Raw genomic sequence first — 17,540 nt, 5'->3', positions numbered from 1 at the left:
TCTGCCGGGGCGGCGGGGGGAGTTGCGGTCACGTGTTCATCTTCCGTTGAGGTTCGAGGAGCTGAGCCAGATCCGCGATGTGCAGAATGCCCACGACATCTTCGCCTGAGGTCACCACGTACTGCGCGCCCGGGTGGGTCTGCACGGTCTCCATCACGCCTTCCCCGTCGAGTCCCACCGGCATCGCGGGCAGGTCGGGCAGGGATCGGGCGACCGCGTCGACGGCCAGCCAGGGGCGGCGTTCCACGGGCACGGCGTCCGCCGCCGCCGGGTCGACCAGGGCGACCGGCCGGCCGGCGGTGTCGGTGACCACGAGGGCGGCGCCCGGGGTGCTCCCGTCGGCGCGCCGGCGGTGCGCCTCGGCCAACGGCGTGCCGGTGGGCACGGCGAGCACGGGCCGGGCCAGCCGGGCCAGGTCGATCAGCGGGAAGCGGCGACTGATCCGGGCCATCCGGATCGACTGCCCGGCGCCGCGCCACAGGGTGAACGCGACGAGCAGCATCAGCGGCAGCGCCAGCGGCGCCAGGTCGCGGGTGAGGGTGAGCAGGGCGACCAGCGCGGCGGTGCCGACGGCGACGACGCGTCCCACCCAGCCGGCGACCTCGGTGCCGCGGTGCCGGTCGCGGGTCACCGCCCAGACCGCCGCCCGCAGCGCCCGGCCGCCGTCGAGCGGCAGGCCGGGCAACATGTTGAACAGCGCGACGATGACGTTGCTGACGGCCAGTTGGAAGGCGAGCTGGTTGGCCAGGGTGCGGTCGGGCAGGGCGAGGGTGGCGGCGACCGCGAGCACGCCGAGCACGGCGGAGACGGCCGGGCCGGCGAGCGACACCAGCAGGTCGATCCGGGGCGTCGGGGCGTCGCGGTCCATCTCGGTGTAGCCGCCGAGCAGCTCCAGGGTGATCCCGCGCACACCGATGCCGTAGCGGCGGGCGGTGAGGGCGTGGCCGAGCTCGTGCAGGAGCACCGAGCCGAGCAGGGAGACCACGAAGCCGAAGCCGATCAGGTAGCCGGCGAGCTGGGACAGCTCGAGCTGGCGGCGGGCGAACTCGGCGTACAGCACGGTCACCAGCAGGGTGAGCAGCACCATCGAGCCGTTGAGGTGCAGCGGCACCCCGAACACCCGGCCCACGGTCAGGCCGCCCCGCGCGTCGGGCCGGCGGCGCGGTCGCCTCGTCTGCTCCATCGGATCGATGCTACGCGGCGGAGATCATGCGCCGGTGTGGTGACGGGACCGGGCGCCGGCGCGGCGACGCGCTGGTGCACCGTCCGGCGACGCGATCATGCACCGGTGCGGCGACGGCGGTGGTGTCACACCGGTGCCCTAACCTTCCGGGCATGACGGCGGAACCGGTGACCACGCAGCATTCCCCGACCCCGGCCGATGTCCCGGCGACGGTGCGGGCCTCGCTGTCGCCGTCACGGGCGGCGGATTTCAAGACCTGCCCGTTGCTCTACCGGTTCCGCAGCATCGACCGGCTGCCCGAGCGGCCGACCGTCGAGCAGGCCCGGGGCACACTCGTGCACGCGGTGCTGGAGCGGCTGTTCGACCTGCCGGCCGCCGGGCGCACCCCGACGGCCGCCGGCGACCTGGTGGCCCCGCAGTGGGACCGGCTCGTCACCGAGCAGCCCGAGCTGGCGGCGCTGTTCGCCGACGGCGACCCGGCGGCGACCGAGTTCCTCCGCTCCGCCGCCGGGCTGCTGGAGGGCTACTTCGCGGTGGAGGACCCGCGCCGGCTGGAGCCGGCCGAGCGGGAGAGCCTGATCTCGGCGGTGGTCGACGAGGAACTGCTGATCCGGGGCTACGTCGACCGGCTCGACGTGGCGCCCGACGGGGCGCTGCGGGTGGTCGACTACAAGACCGGCGGCGCGCCGCGCGAGGCGTTCGAGGCCCGGGCGTTGTTCCAGCTCAAGTTCTACGCGCTGGTGCTCTGGCGCACCCGGGGCGTGGTCCCCCGGGTGCTGCGGCTGCTCTACCTCAAGGACTCGGAGATCTGCGACTACGCCCCGGACGCCGACGAGTTGCTGCGCTTCGAGCGCACCGTGGTGGCGTTGTGGCGGGCGATCGAGCAGGCGACCGCCCAGCAGGATTTCCGTCCCCGCCCGAGCCGGCTCTGCGACTGGTGCAGCCACCAGGCGCTCTGCCCGACCTTCGGGGGCACCCCGCCGCCGTTCCCGACGCAGGCGGCGCCGGATCCGCTGCGCGACGCCCGGTCCCGCCCGACGCCTCCCGGCGCCGACGAGTGACCGGCTGACCGGCGCACCACCATCCGGTGAGGTCCTCCGCCACTCGGCAACGGGTTCGAAGCCGCCGCACGGCCGGTCGTCTGGCGCTCACGCGGCGGGTGACACCCTCGTCGGCCGCCCCGACGGGGACGAGCTGCTCTCCTCCTGAGGGATGAGGCCGGGCTCACCGCCGGCGACGATCAATCGGCCGCGACGGCGGATAGCGTCGCGGTATGACTTCGGGCCCCCGGGCGTGGCTGCGCCAGCACCCCCTCGCCGCGGACGTGCTCCTCGCCGGCGGGCTCGTCGTGGCGGAGGTGGTGCTCACCGCGTTGACCCCCCGCGAGTACTGGCCGGGGCGCCTGCTGGCGGCGCTGGGCTGGAGCGTGGTCTGCGCCGCCCCGGTGGCGTGGCGGCGGGTGGCGCCGTGGGCGGCGGTCGCGCTGGCGGTGGCGACGCTGGCGGTGCCGCTGCTGCTCGGCCCCGCGCCGACCACGCAGGGCATGACCTTCATGGTGCTCACCTACACGGCGGCCGCCGCCGGGCCACCGCGTACGGCGGTCGTGGCGGCGCTGGTGCTGTGGATACCGGTCGCCACCACCAGCGCCCTCGCGCCGCCGCCCGACGAGCTGCTGGCGAACGTCAGTCCCGCCTACCTGGTGCTGAACAACCTGCTGGTGGGGGCGGTGGCGTACTCGGTGGGACGCGCGGTGCACGCCCGTCGGGCCTCCACGGAGGCGCTGCGGGAGCGGGCCCGGGCGGCCGAGGAGAACCAGCGTTCGCTGGCCGAGCGGGCGGTCGCCGACGAACGCCGCCGCATCGCCCGCGAGCTGCACGACGTGGTCGCGCACCACGTCAGCGTGATGGGGGTGCTGGCCACGGGGGCCCGTCGCGTGCTGCCGAAGGACCCGGACGCGGCCGACGGGGCGATCGCCACCATCGAGGAGACCAGCCGGGCGACGCTGCGGGAGATGCGCCGGCTGCTCGACGTGCTGCGTACCGACGCCGAGCCGGCCGCCGAGCTGGCTCCGCAGCCGGGGCTCGCCGGCATCGAGGCGCTGGTGGAGCAGGTGCGCGACGCCGGCCTGCCGGTGACCCTGCGGGTCGAGGGCACCCCGGCGACGCTGGAGGAGGGGGTGGCGTTGACCCTCTACCGGATCACCCAGGAGGCGCTGACCAACGCGCTCAAGCACGCCGGCGCGGCCACCGCCCAGGTGCTGCTGAGCTTCGACGGGGACACGGTCGACGTGGAGATCGCCGACACCGGGCGCGGCCCCGGGCCCGACGGCGACCGGATCGGGCACGGCCTCGTCGGGATGCGGGAGCGGGTCGCCCTCTACGGTGGTGTCCTGCGTACCGGGGCGCGGCCGGGCGGGGGCTTCCGGGTGTCGGCGAGGATCCCGGTGGAACCCCGGGGCGCGGCGGCGTGACCGGGGATCGGGACGGGGGAATCAGGTGACCGACGCGACGGTGCCGGCACGGCCGGTACGCATCCTGCTCGCCGACGACCAGCCGCTGCTGCGTACCGGCTTCCGGATGGTGCTGGGCACGGAGGACGACCTGGACATCGTCGCCGAGGCCGCCGACGGTCTGGAGGCGGTGGAGCTGTCCCGCCGGCTGCTGCCCGACGTGGTGCTGATGGACATCCGGATGCCGCGGATGGACGGGGTCGCCGCGACCCGGGCGATCGTCGACGCCCGGCTGCCGGTGCGGGTGCTGATCCTGACCACCTTCGACCTGGACGAGTACGTGGTGGGGGCGCTGCGGGCCGGGGCGAGCGGCTTCCTGGCCAAGGACGTGCCGGCCGACGACCTGGTGGCGGCGATCCGCACGGTGGCCGCCGGGGACGCGGTCGTCGCGCCGCGCATCCTGCGGCGCCTGCTGGACCGCTTCGCCGACGCGCTGCCCGACCCCGCGGCCGCGCCGCCCCGCACGCTGAGCGCGCTGACCGAGCGGGAGCGGGAGGTGCTCGTGCACGTGGCCCGGGGCCTGTCCAACGCCGAGATCGCCCGGGCGTTGTCGGTCAGCGAGACCACCATCAAGACCCACGTCGGGCACGTGCTGACGAAGCTGGGGCTGCGCGACCGGGTGCAGGCCGTGGTGCTGGCGTACGAGTCGGGTCTGGTCCGCCCACGGGCGTAGCGCCTCGTCGCCGGCCGGCGCGGGCCGCGTACCCGGGGATTCGCCACGGCACGCGGCGCGGTTGCCGCCGTCACCTACCGTGACCGGAGACGTCGCCGCGCGGTTGACCCTGACGCGGCGTCACTGTGCAGGATCGGTCCCGGCCGGCGGAACGCCCTCGCCCGGCCGCCCACTCAGGGGCAACCCTGAGTCGGCATTGGGGGGGCACCCGCAGCGCGAAATCCGCCACGGCTCCGACCGGAGTCGGAGGGATCGGGGCTGGCGAGCACAGATGATGGGACTGCCGTGCCGGACCAGCGGGGGCGGCGCGGACCGAAGACAGACGGAAGAGGTAGATGACGTGACCGCGACGGTAGGCCAGCAGGCGCAGGCCGCGGCCCGGGCGAACGACGTGTGGAAGGTGTACGGCAGCGGCGAGGCGCAGGTCATCGCGCTGCGGGGGGTCAGCGCGGAGTTCGAGCGGGGCCGGTTCACGGCGATCATGGGGCCGTCGGGCTCGGGCAAGTCGACGTTGATGCACTGCCTCGCGGGCCTGGACTCGGTGACCCGGGGCACGGTGTCGATCGGCGACACGAAGGTCACCGGCCTGGGCGACGCGGGCCTGACGAAGCTGCGCCGCGACAAGGTCGGCTTCATCTTCCAGCAGTTCAACCTGCTGCCGACGTTGACGGCGAAGGAGAACATCCTGCTGCCCCTGTCGATCGCCGGACGCAAACCGGATCCGGCCTGGTACGACACGGTGATCGCCACGGTCGGGCTGCGGGACCGGCTGGACCACCGGCCGGCGCAGCTCTCCGGCGGCCAGCAGCAGCGGGTGGCGTGCGCCCGGGCGCTGGTCGCCCGGCCCGAGGTGATCTTCGCCGACGAGCCGACCGGCAACCTGGACTCGCGGGCCGGCGCGGAGGTGCTGAACTTCCTGCGCAACTCGGTGCGCGAGCACGGGCAGACCATCGTGATGGTCACCCACGACCCGACCGCCGCCGCGTACGCCGACCGGGTGGTCTTCCTCGCCGACGGGCAGATCGTCTCCGAGCTGATCGAGCCGACCGCCGACACGGTGCTGGACACCATGAAGAAGCTGGACACCCCCGCCGAGGTGGCGCGCTGATGTTCCGCGCGACCCTGAAGAGCCTGCTGGCCCGCAAGGTCCGGCTGATCCTCTCCGGCCTGGCCGTGGTGCTGGGCGTCATGTTCGTCTCCGGCGCGTTCGTGCTCACCGACACCCTCGGCCGCTCGTTCGACGCGATCTTCGCCGACGCGTACGAGGGCGTGGACGTCAACGTCGCCGCCAAGCCGAAGATCGACATCGGCGAGACGGAGGGCATGCCGGTGGCGGCGCCGGTGCCGGCGGCCACCCTCGACAAGGTCCGGGCGGTGCCCGGCGTCGCCGAGGCCACCGGCGTGGTCGGCGTCGACGGGGCGCGGCTGATCGGTGGCAACGGCAAGGTGGTCGCCTCGTTCGGCCCGCCGCAGCTCGGCGAGAACTGGACCGGCGAGAGCGACCTGGTGCGGCTTCGCGAGGGGCGGGCCCCGCAGGCCGACGACGAGATCGTCATCAACAAGGCGCTCGCGACGGCCGGCAAGGTGAAGGTCGGCGACCGGGTCGGCGTGCTGACCCTCCAGCCGAAGCAGGAGTTCACCATCGTCGGCGTGTTCGGCTACAGCGGCGGCCGGGACTCCATCGGTGGCGCCAACGAGATCATGTTCACCACGCCGGTCGCGCAGAAGCTGATGCTCGGCGCGCCGGACACCTTCAGCAACCTCTCGGTCACCGCCGCCGACGGGGTGTCCGACGAGGCGCTGCGCGACGCCGTGGCCGCCGCGGTGGGTGCCGAATTCGAGGTCAAGACCGGTACGCAACTGTCCGAGGACGCGGCGGCCGGCATGAAGGAGGCGCTGTCCTTCTTCAACCGGATCCTGCTCGGCTTCGCCGCGGTGGCGCTGCTGGTGGGCACCTTCCTGATCCTCAACACCTTCTCGATCATCGTGGCGCAGCGCACCCGCGAACTGGCGCTGATGCGCGCCGTGGGGGCCAGCGGCCGGCAGATCATCGGCTCGGTGGTGCTGGAGGCCATCGCGGTGGGGCTGGTCGCCTCGGTGCTGGGCCTCGGCGCGGGCATCGGCATCGGCGCGCTGCTGGCGTACCTGTTCAGCACGTTCGCCGGCGGGCTGACCCTGGCGGGGATCGGCGTGCCGCTCTCCGCGGTGGTCGGCGCGTTCTCCGTCGGTCTCGTGATCACCGTGGTGGCGGCGCTGCTGCCGGCGCTGCGGGCGTCGCGGATCCCGCCCATCGCGGCGATGCAGGACGTCGCCACCCCCGACCGCCCGCTGACCAAGGTCACCGTGGCCGGCGCGATCGTCACGGCCGTGGGTGGCGCGCTGCTGGCGCTGGGGCTCACCGGAAACGCCGGGGGCAACACCCTCGCCACCATCCTCGGCGGGGTGCTGTTCGCCTTCATCGGCGTGGCCCTGCTGACGCCGCTGATCAGCCGGCCGGTGGTGAGCCTGCTCGGCGCGCTCTTCGCCTGGTCGGTGCCGGGGAAGCTGGGCCGGCTCAACTCGGGGCGCAACCCGCGCCGCACCGCCATCACCGCCGCCGCGCTGATGGTCGGCATCGCGCTGGTCACCGGCGTGACGGTGATCCTGGACTCCGCGAAGAGCAGCATCGGCGGGCTCGCCCAGGACAGCCTGAAGGCGGAGCTGGTGATCGCCGGGGCGCAGAGCGGCCCCCGGCCGCCGAGCTTCGACCCGGCGGTGCTGGAGAAGGCCGCCGCGATCCCGGGGGTGCGCCTGGCCGACGGCGAGTACGGCGACCTGGCGATGGTCGGCGGCGAGCGCACCTGGGTGGCGGCGAGCAGTGACGTCGCCGCGCTGCGGCTGATCTTCGGGGCCGAGCCGACCGCCGGCGACATCGACCGGTTGGCGCCGGACGGGATGCTGGTCAGCTCCGACACCGCGACGGCGCGCGGCCTCTCCGTGGGGTCGAAGGTGCCGGTGCAGACGTCCCGGGGCGAGGCGCGGACGTACACCGTGACCGGCATCTACGCCAGTTCCCAGCTGACCAACCCGGTGGTGCTGCCGGCGGAGGCGGCGAGCGGCTTCGCCATCCCGCAGCCCATCCAGGGATTCATCCAGCTGGCGCCGGGCACCCGGGTGGCCGACGTGCAGCCGCAGATCGAGGCGCTGCTGGCCGACTCCCCCGAGGTGTCGGTGGCCGACCGGGAGGCGTTCATCGAGCAGCAGACCGGTCAGCTCGACGGGCTGCTCATGATGATCCAGATCCTGCTGGCGCTGGCCATCGTGATCGCCGTGCTCGGCATCATCAACACCCTGGCGCTGTCGGTGCTGGAGCGCACCCGGGAGCTGGGGCTGCTGCGGGCCATCGGCCTGCGCCGGGCGCAGACCATGCGGATGATCACCGTGGAGGCGGTGGTGATCTCGGTGTTCGGCGCGCTGCTCGGCGTCGTCGTCGGCGCCGGCCTGGGCGCGGCCGTGGTCGAGGCGCTGCGCGACGAGGGCATCACCGACCTGGTGCTGCCCTGGACCCAGATGGGGATCTTCCTCGGCCTCGCCGCGATCGTCGGGGTGGTCGCCGCGGCGCTGCCTGCGGTCCGGGCCGCCCGGATCAACGTGCTCGGCGCCATCGCCCACGACTGATCCCACCGCACGACGAGGGCCCCGCCGGTCGGCGGGGCCCTCGTCGTCTCAGGCGCCGGGCGGCGGCGCCCCTCGTCCGTCAGGCGCCCGGCGGCGGCGCGCCGAGCAGGGCGGCCAGCAGCTCCAGGTCCGCGCCGGTCAGGCTCTCCAGCTGGTGTACGCCGTCCAGCGGCGCGATCGGCACCTCGGCCGGTACGGCCAGCACCGCCGCGCCGGCGGCGAGCGCGCTGGCCACCCCCGTGGGCGAGTCCTCGATCGCCACGCAGCGGGCGATCGGCACGCCGAGCAGCCGGGCGGCGGTCAGGTACGGCTCCGGGTGCGGCTTGGCCGCCTCGACCTCGTCGCCGCAGACGACCGCGTCGAAGCTGTCGCGCCCGAGGGTGTCCAGCGCCACCTCCACCAGGGGCCGGCCGCTGGAGGTCACCAGCGCCGTCGGGATGCCCGCCGCCCGGACGGCCCGCAGCAGGTTCAGCGCGCCGGGGCGCCAGCGCAGCCCGGTGCGGAACAGCTCCAGGATCCGGGCGTTGATCCACGCCGCGCTGGCCTGCGGGTCGCGCCCCGGCTGGCCCAGGTCGTCGTGCAGGAGGCGCATCGACGCGGCCATGCTGGAGCCGATCATCGCCTTGCGGGCCGGATCGGAGAGGGTGCCGCCGTACTCCGCCGCCAGCTCGTGCAGCGCGACGTCCCACAGCTTCTCACTGTCGACCAGGGTGCCGTCCATGTCGAAGAGCACGGCGGCGGGGTGGTGGCTGTTCAGGGGGTCCTCCCTCGGGTGCGTACCCCGGGATCCTCTCAGCCCCCACGCCGCCAGCGCGCGCCCAGGTGCCGCGGGGTGACCTGGTCGACGGGTTGCGCGCGGGCGCGAGACTCGGGACAACCGGCCGCCAGCCACGGCGGTCCCTCGCCCGGAGGTCGCCATGCGCGTCCGATCCCTGGTCTCCCGGTGCACCGTGATCCTGCTGGCCGCCGCCGCCGCGATCTGGCCGGCCGGGCCGGCCGCCGCCGCGAGCCTGCCGCTGGAGCGGTGCTACGGCCTGGAGACCCCCCAGCACGAGGATGAGCGGGACTGGTTCGCCCCGGGCAACGTGCACACCACGTGGCCCTCCCCCGTGGGCATGGTCGACCGGGACGTGTTCCGGGTGTCCGCCCTGGGCAAGGTCCGCATCGACCACTGGGGCACCCAGAAGTCGATCGCCGGCGAGCTGCCGCTGGCCGGCAGCGGCTGGCCCGCGCCGGACGCTCCCCGGTACGCCCTGATCGCGAAGGTGACCTCCGGTTCCATGCTGGTGCTCAGCACCGGGCTGTTCTACGGCTCGGGCCGGTGGTTCCCGGTCGGCGCCGGCAGCGGCTGCATGCTCTACTACAACGCCGGTGCGCCGTCGCGGCTGGTCTTCTCCTTCAACGACCCGAACCTCGGCGACAACGGCGGCGGGGCCTCGGTGTGGGTGCGGCAGTGGTGGGGCGAGTTCTGACCGCTCAGGTGAGGCCGCAGGCGGCCAGGGACCGTTCGTAGCCGCGGAAGAACGACTCGGTGCGCTGCTCGGCGGTGCCGTGCGCGCCCTCGGCGAACCAGGGCTGGTCGGGTGCGTCGCCGACGGCCAGCAGCCCCTCGCGGAACTCCTCCAGGTCGCCGTCGGCGAGCCGCAGTGCCTTCGAGCGCACCGAGTCGCCGAGGTACGCCCCGGCCATGCAGTCGGCCTGCAACTCCTGCTGGATGGTGTAGGAGTGGCGGATGCCGAGCCGGGCCTGGATGCCGTGCGCGTACTCGTGGCCGAGCAGGTAGAACACGAACGCGTCGCCGACCTGTCGGAACGCGCCCACCGACCATCTCACGTCGTAGGCGATGAAGTCGCCGGCCGAGCAGTAGACGGCGTTGTTGCGCGGTAGCGGCTGCCCGCCGCAGGAGACCTCCCCGGCGCGCTGGTACGGCACGATCCGGCTGATCGGGCGGAAGCGCTGCCCCGAGGCACGGAACTGGGCGGCCCAGTACCGCTCGGCGATGCTCTGCGCGTCGGCGACGTCCTGCCGGAACTCCGCGACGCTGGTGGTGCCGTCGGCCCGGGTCTGCTCGGCGCCGGGCGAGGCCGGGCCGCCGGGGCGCCCCGGAGCGGGCTGTCCGTCGGACTCGGACACCCCGCCGACCACGCACCCGGCCGCCGCGACGAGGGCCACCAGCAGGCCGGCCAGCGCGCTTCGCGACCGGCCCTGCACACGCGTCGTCACAGTGCCCTCCCCGGCGTCGGCGTCACGACGTCCAGTACCCCCGCGGCGGGTCCGCCATACCGGGGCAGGGAGGTGGGCGACGCCGCGGACGGCGACGGTTCACCGGTCCGGCCGTGCAGCACCGCCGGCCTGACTGGCCGGTCGACGGGGCAGGGCGGACGGGAGACCCGCCCGCCCTGTCTCTCGGCCTCCGTCAGGTCACGTTGCACATCGGCCGGGGGCCCTCGGCCATCGTGAGATCGCCGATCACGATCCGGTGGTCGGTGGTGGGCGTGTGCAGCCTGCAGCTACGGAAGTTCACGCCTCGGCCGAGCAGGTAGTCGAACTTCGCCGCAGCGGTGGGGAACCCGGGCCCGGTGTGCGGGAGGGTCTTGACGCAGCGGGTGTCCTCGGCTGGTCCGCAGAACGGGTCGACGTCCCTGAACCCGGCCTGCCAGATCGGGCCCATGACCTTCGTGACGTACGGCCGGGTGTTGAGGTCACCAAGAACGAGTGCGCGAGGGTACGCCCGCGCGGCGCTCACCAACTCGCCGACCTGCTTCTGCCTCATCTCTTCGCGTTCCCTCGTCGGCTCACTGAGCTGCGTGTTGAACACCCGGACCCACTGGCCGTCGACCTCCGTGGTGAACGACTGCATGCCGCGCGCCTCCCACCACCCCTCGTCCACGCTGTAGCCCTTCTTGTTGTGGGCCCTGACCGTGGTGCCCTTGGCGTAGACGATCGCGGTGCCGAGCCGACCTGGACATCCGATGTTCTGCGCGGCCGTTCCGGTCCGGTACTCGTACTTGAAGCCCGCTTCGTTGAGCTGCCGGACGGCCTCGCGTACCTCGTTCAGACAGGATTCCTGCAACGCGGCCACCTGCGGCCGGAAACGCTTGATCTGATCCGCGACCGACTTCGGCGTGCCGAGTTTCTGACCGTTCGTGTTCCACGTCATGAACCGGTTGGGGATCGGCTTGAGGGCCTCCTCGGCGGCGTGGGCAGGGCCGGCGTACGCGGGCGCCACGAGCCCCGCCACCGCCGCCACCGACCCGGCCAGCCATACCCTCGCGATGCGCCATGCTGCGCGTGCTGTGCTGCTCGACCTGCTCATGTCTCCCCTGTTCCTGTGGATCAGTGTCGGACTGGCCGGGCGACGTGCCAGGGGCGCCGGCACTTCTCGGTTCGGGCGGACATTCGTCGTCTGCCTTCACTCCGCCATTCGGCTCCGAGTGCGAAAGGTCGTCCCGTGTGGCCAGATCTGCTGAAAGTGTCACCGGCGGTCGGTGATGCGGAAAAGGGTCTGCGCCGTTCGGAACAGTTCCGAACGCACTGCTCGGACGCGCTGATTTGGCCTTTGTGGACACGGCCAGGCACTTCTTTCAGCAGGCGGCATCAAGAAATTGACCGGCTCGTGTCGATCGGTTACGGGCCGCCTTCGCCGTCGGGGCCGTGCAGAAACGGGCCGTCGGGGCCGCGTCGGCTGGCGCTGTCGCGGAAATACCGCAGCGACCGTTCGAAGTTCCCGACCGCGCGGTGGTGCCCGCCCTCGGCGAGATCCGTCCGGCCGAGGCCGTCGAACACCCCCGCCGCAATTCTCCGTGCCGCCCAGGCGCGTGGGTCGGGCGGCGGGCTCGGCGGCGCGTGGGTCGGGCGGACGGTCGCGGCGACGGTCAGGGGCTGGCGGCGAGGAAGACGAAGGCGGCGAGCAACACCAGGTGCACGCCGCCCTGGAGCACCGTGGCCCGCCCCGGCACCACGGTCAGCACGCCGGTGACGACGGTGAGGGCGAGCAGGGTCACCTGGGTGCCGCCGAGGCCGAGCAGCAGCGGGCCCTCCAACCAGATCGACGCGATCGCTATCGCGGGGATGGTCAGCCCGATGCTGGCCATGGCCGAGCCCAGGGCCAGGTTCAGGCTGATCTGCACGCGGTCGCGGCGGGCGGCCCGCGCGGCGGCGATCGTCTCGGGCAACAGCACCAGCAGTGCGATGATCACGCCGACGAACGACGGGGGCAGGTTCGCCCCGGCGACGGCGGACTCGATCGCCGGGGACACCGACTTGGCGTCGCCCACCACGGCGACCAGTGCCACCAGCAGCAGGCCGAGGCTGAGCAGGGCGGCCCGGTCCGACGGCGGCTCGGCGTGTCCCTCCGCGTCGAGCACCCGGCCCTGGCTGTTGACGGGCAGGAAGTAGTCGCGGTGGCGGCCGGTCTGCACCATGACGAACAGGCCGTAGAGGGCGAGCGAGACCACGGCGGCGAAGGCGAGCTGCGCCGGGGTGAACTGCGGGCCCGGCTGGCCGGTGGTGAAGGTCGGCACCACGAGGCTCAGCGCGGCGAGGGTCGCCACGGTGGCCAGCGCCCCGCCGGTGCCCTCGGAGTTGAACACCGCCACCCGGCGGCGCAGCGCCCCGATGAACAACGACAGCCCGAGGATGCCGTTGCAGGTGATCATGACGGCGGCGAAGACGGTGTCGCGGGCGAGGGACTGCGTCTTCTCGCCACCGCTGATCATGAGCGTGACGATCAGGGCGACCTCGATGACGGTGACGGCCACGGCGAGCACGAGCGAGCCGTACGGCTCCCCCACCCGGTGGGCCACCACCTCGGCGTGGTGCACGGCGGCCAGCACCGCGCCCGCCAGCAACACGGCCACCACGACCACGACGGGGCCGGACAGGTCGCGCCCCCAGGTCAGGATCAACACCAGGATCGCCAGCAGCGGCGTGACGACGGTCCAGTCGGTCAGACGGGTGCGGAACAGCGCGGCCATGCCCCCACCTTCGCAGAGGCGACGATCATCCGGCCCCGGACCGTCAGTCCGGGTCCGGCAACCACGGCCCGAGCGCGGCGGGATCGGCAACCGCCTGGCGTACCTGGGCACGTTCCGGTGCGGTCAACGGGAGGGTCGCGAGCCGGCCGCCCCAGTCGGGCACCAGCTCCGGCTTCCCCAGCGCGAGCGACAGCTCGATCAACCCGGCCAGCGCCAACGCCTGTTCGACGGCCGGCGCCGCCTCGCCGTGCCGGCGCAGCCCCGAATTGAGCGCCCGGAAGGCGGCCAGGTCGTCGGTCTTGAACTCGCGCAGGATCCGCGCGTTGTCGAGGACCCGGGCCAGCCCCTGCAACCGCTTCGAACCGCCGTACTCCAGCTCCGCCGGCTCGTCGCGTCGGATGAAGATGATGGTGTTCCCCGACGGATCGACGACGCTGAACCGCGACGCACCGGCACGGTAGCGGGTCATCCGGGGGCGTCCCTTGGCGAGCACCTTGCCGTAGGTGCGGCGCATCCCCTCGCTGAACGCCGCGTGGTAGGGCGCGACCTCGTCGACCATCACCAGGCAACCGCCGGTGTTCTCGGCCGACGGGTCCACGCCCCTCGGCGCGCCGCCGTAGTGCAGCTCGAACCCGCTCCACCGGAACGCCAGGTAGACGTACGGCTTCGTCTGCTCGTACGTGACCTCGAAATCGAGCGCACGCCAGAACGCCAGGGTCTCCTCCGCCGACACGCAGCGCAGCAGCGGCACCGTGGTCTCGTTCGGCTGGACGTGGTTCTCGGTCATCGTCGGCACCCACTCCCCCATCCGGGTCGACAGCCCGGCCATTGTGCCAACGCGCGTGCCGCCACGCACGCCCCCCGGCGGGGGGCGAGGACGAGCGTGACCGGCCTCGCCCGGCGGATGACGCCGAAGGGCCGAGGTGCCGGCTCAGTGCGCCGACGTGGCGCCGAGTTCGACGAGGAGCACACCGCCGGCGATGAGACCGATGCCGAGCATCATGACCTTGGTGAGCGGGTCGTTGAAGGCGAACCGCGCGATGATCGCGGTCAGGGCGATGCCGGCCGCCGCCCAGACGCCGTAGGCGACGCCGACGGCCATGCCGGCGCGGAGGGCCAGGCTGAGGAAGACGAAGCACGTCACGTAGCCGCCGACGAAGACGGGCGCCCATGCCTTCCTACGCAGCCCCTCGGAGGCACGCAGTGCCATGGTGGCGGCGACCTCGAAGGCGATCGCGGCGGCCAGGAAGACCCAGCTCATCGTGCCCCCTCGGGCTCGTGGTGGACGTCGTGCGGCGCGGTGTGCCCCGATTCCGCCGGGTGGGAGCCGAGTTCGACGAGCAGGACCCCGGCGACGATGACGGCGAAGCCGAGCCCCATCACCCAGGTCAGGGCGTCGCCGAACAGCAGCGCGGCCAGCAGCGCGGTGAGGGTGACCCCGCTGGCGGCCCAGATGCCGTACGCGACCCCGATCGGCATGCCCTCCCGCAGGACCAGCGAGATGAGTGCGAAGGAGAGGGTGTAGCCGACGACGACCAGCGCGATCCACGCGGGGTGGTCGTTGGCCGCCCGCAACGCGAGGGTCCCGCTCACTTCCAGGCCGATGGCTCCGGCGAGGTACAGCCACTGCTTCACGGGGCGTCGCCTTCCGCGGTCAGGTCTTCGATGAGCGCGACGAGGGCATCGCGGTCCTGCGGTTCGGGTGGGAACAGGCCGGTGGCGAACGCGCTCCAGAGGCCGTCGGCGGCCAGCCGGGCCAGGGTGAGCCGGGCACGCGTGGTCGGTGGCAGGTCCGGTGGCAGGTCGAACCACTTGGCGAGCCGCCCGACCCAGGGCCCCGACAGCGCCGGCCGGTAGGCGGCTTCCGCGGCGACCGCGTACTCCGCGCGGCTGGCGTCGCCGCCGTACGCCACGCGGGCGTAGGCCCGGATCCGCGCGGCGGGGGTCGCCTGGTCGAAGGGCACCGCGAGCGTGGCGAGCATCGCGTCCTCGACCCGTCCCGCGGCGTGCTCGACGATCGCCAGCAGGAGGGCGTCGCGGGTCGGGAAGTGGTACATCAGTCCCGGCTTGGTCATCCCCGCCTGCCGGGCGACGGCGTCGAGGGTGATGTTCGCGCCCTCCTCGGCGGAGATCAGGGTCATGGCCGCGTCGAGGACGGCGGTTCGCTGGCTCGGTCGCACCCCGCTACTTTACCTTCCGGACGGTAAAGTAACCAGGCGCCCGTGAGCACGATCAGAGCGAGGAAGCCGCAGCGGTCGGGGACCCGCTGGCGGGTTTCCATGTCCCGGCACGGCGGCGGGGCACAGACCGGTCCACAGCGAGGGCGACAGCATGACCCGATTGTGTCGATTGCGGCGAATCGTCCCTCGCCGCCGCTGCGGTGTCCCCACGATGTGAACAAGGTCGGACTCGGAACTGAGAGGGGTAGTGCGCATGAGGCGTCGACGCAGCAGGAGGGGGCCGCTGCTACAGGCGGCAGCGATGTCCCTGGCGGCGATGGTGGCGGCGGCAGCCGTCGTACGGGCCCGCCGCCGCCGCGCCGCGAACAACGCGGCGGTCGCTGGTGTTCCGGGCCTCGGGGACAGCGCGTTCGCCGATGCGGGCACCGGCGGGGTGCCGGTCCCCGGCGGCGCGGCTGCCCGGGACAAGCGGACGGCGTCGCCGGCGGCCGCGACGCGGTGAGGACGGGGAGCGCCGCCCCACGCCCGAGCCGGCACGGCGCCGGCCCGGCGTGACCAGGCGGCGCGCCCGCCGGCATCGAACACGAGCGCCCGTCCCGTCGGCGCGGGTGAGGGCGGAGGCGTTCGCCGTACGGCCGCCGTCGTTCACCCGTGGGCAGGCGCGGGCCGGGGCCGCGCGGATCGTCCGCCCGAGCGTGGGCCCCCGGCCGGTCGGCGGGCGCGGGATGCGCCGACAGCCGGGCGGTGACGTACAGTTCCGGGTCGGACTTGGCGTGGGCCGGGAAGACACGGCGCGGAAACGGGACGAGACAGCGACGGCATGACGGCGGACAACATCACCGAAACCGGCCACGACGGCATCGACCGGAGCCAGCTGGAGACCTGTCTCAGCGTCTTCGAGGCGTTGGAGGACCTGCCCCCGGATCACCCCGACGTGGTACGCGTACAGCGGGCCACCGCGCGGCTCTACAAGGTGATCAAGCAGCGCCGGCGCGAGGAGCGGCGGGACGCGATCGCGGCGGCCGACCGCGCGGTGACGGCGGCCACCGCCACCGGCGCGCCGGGCCGGATCGACGACGAGACCCAGGGGATCCCGCTCGCCTCCCCCACCGAGGGCACGACGGCCGGCTTCCTGCACAACCCGCGCGGCTGCTACGTCTGCAAGCAGCGCTACCGCGAGGTGGACGCCTTCTACCACCAGCTCTGCCCGTCCTGCGCGGCGCTCAACCGGGAGCGCCGCGACGCCCGTACCGACCTGACCGGCCGGCGCGCGCTGCTCACCGGCGGCCGGGCGAAGATCGGCATGTACATCGCGTTGCGGCTGCTGCGCGACGGCGCGCACACCACGGTGACCACGCGGTTCCCGCACGACGCGGTGCGCCGGTTCGCGGCGATGCCCGACAGCGGGGAGTGGCTGCACCGCCTGCGGATCGTCGGGATCGACCTGCGCGACCCCGCCCAGGTGATCGCGCTCGCCGACTCGGTCAGCGACCAGGGCCCCCTCGACATCCTGATCAACAACGCGGCGCAGACCGTGCGGCGTAGCCCCGGGGCGTACGCGCAGCTCGTCGCCGCGGAGGCGGCGGCCCTGCCCGAGGGCCCCCTGCCGGAGATCGTCACGTTCGCCAAGCCGGCCGGGCGGGGCGAGACGGCGGGCGGCCTTACCGCCTCGCCGCAGTCGACCCCGCTCACCCCGCACGCGCTCACCGCCCTCGCGCTGACCAGCGGTTCCGCCTCGCCGGAGCGGATCGCGGCGGCCACCGCCATCGACGCCGGCGGCCTGGTGCCGGACCTCGACCCGGTCAACAGCTGGGTGCAGCGGGTGCAGGAGGTCGACCCGGTCGAGCTGCTGGAAGTGCAACTGTGCAACGTGACGGCGCCGTTCGTACTGGTCAGTCGGCTCCGGCCGGCGATGGCCGCGGCGAAGGCCCGCCGCAAGTACGTGGTGAACGTGTCGGCGATGGAGGGCCAGTTCGGCCGCGGCTACAAGGGGCCGGGGCACCCGCACACCAACATGGCCAAGGCCGCGCTGAACATGCTGACGCGCACCAGCGCCCAGGAGATGCTGACCGACGGCATCCTGATGACCAGCGTGGACACCGGCTGGATCACCGACGAGCGGCCCCACCCGACGAAGATGCGGCTGGCGGATGCCGGCTTCCACGCCCCGCTGGACCTGGTCGACGGCGCGGCCCGGGTGTACGACCCGATCGTCCGCGGCGAGCAGGGCGAGGACCTGTACGGCTGCTTCCTGAAGGACTACGCGCCCTGCGCCTGGTAACCGACGCGTCACCAATCTGACACTATTGCCAACCTTCGATGGGTGTGTAAAAGTTCTTCACTGACTTCAACCTCGTGCAAG

The 17,540-nt window shown here is 73.4% G+C and carries 16 protein-coding genes and 1 pseudogene; 8 read left to right on the top strand and 9 right to left on the bottom strand.

From position 1 onward, the window contains the following. Window positions 1–28: 28 nt before the first annotated feature. Window positions 29–1,087 (bottom strand): site-2 protease family protein, encoded by a 1,059-nt coding sequence (locus tag F6X68_RS11055; RefSeq protein WP_370518934.1) that lies wholly within the window; start codon window positions 1,085–1,087, stop codon window positions 29–31. Between the two features lie 248 nt (window positions 1,088–1,335). On the opposite strand from F6X68_RS11055, the gene F6X68_RS11050 reads away from it, so the two are divergent. From F6X68_RS11050 to F6X68_RS11030, 5 genes are all read left to right on the top strand, one after another. After that, on the top strand, window positions 1,336–2,244 hold the full coding sequence (locus F6X68_RS11050; RefSeq protein ID WP_151454180.1) for a PD-(D/E)XK nuclease family protein: 909 nt from the start codon (window positions 1,336–1,338) through the stop codon (window positions 2,242–2,244). Window positions 2,245–2,456: 212 nt separating this feature from the next. Next, window positions 2,457–3,653, top strand: a complete 1,197-nt coding sequence (locus tag F6X68_RS34720) for a sensor histidine kinase (protein ID WP_151454179.1) — start codon at window positions 2,457–2,459, stop codon at window positions 3,651–3,653. Window positions 3,654–3,678: 25 nt separating this feature from the next. Beyond that, on the top strand, window positions 3,679–4,365 hold the full coding sequence (locus F6X68_RS11040) for a response regulator transcription factor (RefSeq protein WP_132237447.1): 687 nt from the start codon (window positions 3,679–3,681) through the stop codon (window positions 4,363–4,365). Window positions 4,366–4,705: 340 nt separating this feature from the next. Beyond that, window positions 4,706–5,473, top strand: coding sequence for an ABC transporter ATP-binding protein (locus F6X68_RS11035; protein WP_151454178.1), 768 nt, complete (start codon window positions 4,706–4,708; stop codon window positions 5,471–5,473). Then, window positions 5,473–8,022 (top strand): ABC transporter permease, encoded by a 2,550-nt coding sequence (locus tag F6X68_RS11030; RefSeq protein WP_151454177.1) that lies wholly within the window; start codon window positions 5,473–5,475, stop codon window positions 8,020–8,022. The genes F6X68_RS11035 and F6X68_RS11030 overlap by 1 nt, the downstream gene beginning before the upstream one ends. Window positions 8,023–8,101: 79 nt before the next feature. Here the strand turns inward: F6X68_RS11030 and F6X68_RS11025 are convergent, their stop codons facing one another. Then, window positions 8,102–8,755, bottom strand: a complete 654-nt coding sequence (locus F6X68_RS11025) for an HAD family phosphatase (protein WP_151454176.1) — start codon at window positions 8,753–8,755, stop codon at window positions 8,102–8,104. A gap of 184 nt (window positions 8,756–8,939) precedes the next feature. Here F6X68_RS11025 and F6X68_RS11020 point away from each other — a divergent pair, with 184 nt between their 5' ends. Continuing rightward, window positions 8,940–9,494, top strand: coding sequence for a hypothetical protein (locus F6X68_RS11020; RefSeq protein WP_151454175.1), 555 nt, complete (start codon window positions 8,940–8,942; stop codon window positions 9,492–9,494). 4 nt (window positions 9,495–9,498) lie between these two features. Here F6X68_RS11020 and F6X68_RS11015 read toward each other — a convergent pair. The 7 genes and pseudogenes from F6X68_RS11015 to F6X68_RS10985 form a co-directional block, all read right to left on the bottom strand. Then, window positions 9,499–10,290 (bottom strand): annotated as a pseudogene (locus F6X68_RS11015) (neutral zinc metallopeptidase); the annotation flags it as partial. Between the two features lie 148 nt (window positions 10,291–10,438). Further along, window positions 10,439–11,263 carry an endonuclease/exonuclease/phosphatase family protein gene (locus F6X68_RS11010; protein WP_192581367.1) on the bottom strand — a complete coding sequence of 275 codons (825 nt, stop codon included), beginning with the start codon at window positions 11,261–11,263 and terminating at the stop codon, window positions 10,439–10,441. Window positions 11,264–11,897: 634 nt separating this feature from the next. Continuing rightward, the gene (locus F6X68_RS11005) at window positions 11,898–12,998 is read right to left on the bottom strand and encodes a calcium:proton antiporter (RefSeq protein WP_192581366.1); all 1,101 of its coding nucleotides are present in this window, start codon (window positions 12,996–12,998) and stop codon (window positions 11,898–11,900) included. Between the two features lie 43 nt (window positions 12,999–13,041). Continuing rightward, window positions 13,042–13,785, bottom strand: coding sequence for a glyoxalase (locus F6X68_RS11000; protein WP_151454172.1), 744 nt, complete (start codon window positions 13,783–13,785; stop codon window positions 13,042–13,044). Window positions 13,786–13,929: 144 nt separating this feature from the next. Next, window positions 13,930–14,259 carry a multidrug efflux SMR transporter gene (locus tag F6X68_RS10995; RefSeq protein WP_151454171.1) on the bottom strand — a complete coding sequence of 110 codons (330 nt, stop codon included), beginning with the start codon at window positions 14,257–14,259 and terminating at the stop codon, window positions 13,930–13,932. Then, entirely contained in the window at window positions 14,256–14,633 is a 378-nt protein-coding gene (locus F6X68_RS10990) for a multidrug efflux SMR transporter (RefSeq protein WP_151454170.1), read from the bottom strand. Before F6X68_RS10990 ends, F6X68_RS10995 begins: the two co-directional genes overlap by 4 nt. After that, window positions 14,630–15,178, bottom strand: coding sequence for a TetR family transcriptional regulator (locus F6X68_RS10985; RefSeq protein ID WP_151454169.1), 549 nt, complete (start codon window positions 15,176–15,178; stop codon window positions 14,630–14,632). The genes F6X68_RS10990 and F6X68_RS10985 overlap by 4 nt, the downstream gene beginning before the upstream one ends. Window positions 15,179–15,479: 301 nt before the next feature. Here F6X68_RS10985 and F6X68_RS10980 point away from each other — a divergent pair, with 301 nt between their 5' ends. Both F6X68_RS10980 and F6X68_RS10975 read left to right on the top strand, forming a co-directional pair. Beyond that, window positions 15,480–15,680: a hypothetical protein gene (locus tag F6X68_RS10980; RefSeq protein ID WP_151454168.1), complete on the top strand. Its 201-nt coding sequence runs from the start codon at window positions 15,480–15,482 to the stop codon at window positions 15,678–15,680. A 318-nt stretch (window positions 15,681–15,998) separates the two neighbouring features. Next, window positions 15,999–17,459, top strand: coding sequence for an SDR family NAD(P)-dependent oxidoreductase (locus F6X68_RS10975; protein ID WP_151454167.1), 1,461 nt, complete (start codon window positions 15,999–16,001; stop codon window positions 17,457–17,459). The last annotated feature ends 81 nt before the right edge of the window (window positions 17,460–17,540 follow it).

The sequence above is a fragment of the Micromonospora sp. AMSO12t genome, assembly GCF_008806585.1.
Lineage (GTDB): Bacteria > Actinomycetota > Actinomycetes > Mycobacteriales > Micromonosporaceae > Micromonospora > Micromonospora reichwaldensis.
Note: the sequence above shows the minus strand (reverse complement) of the source record. Positions and strands in the feature narration are given on the sequence as shown.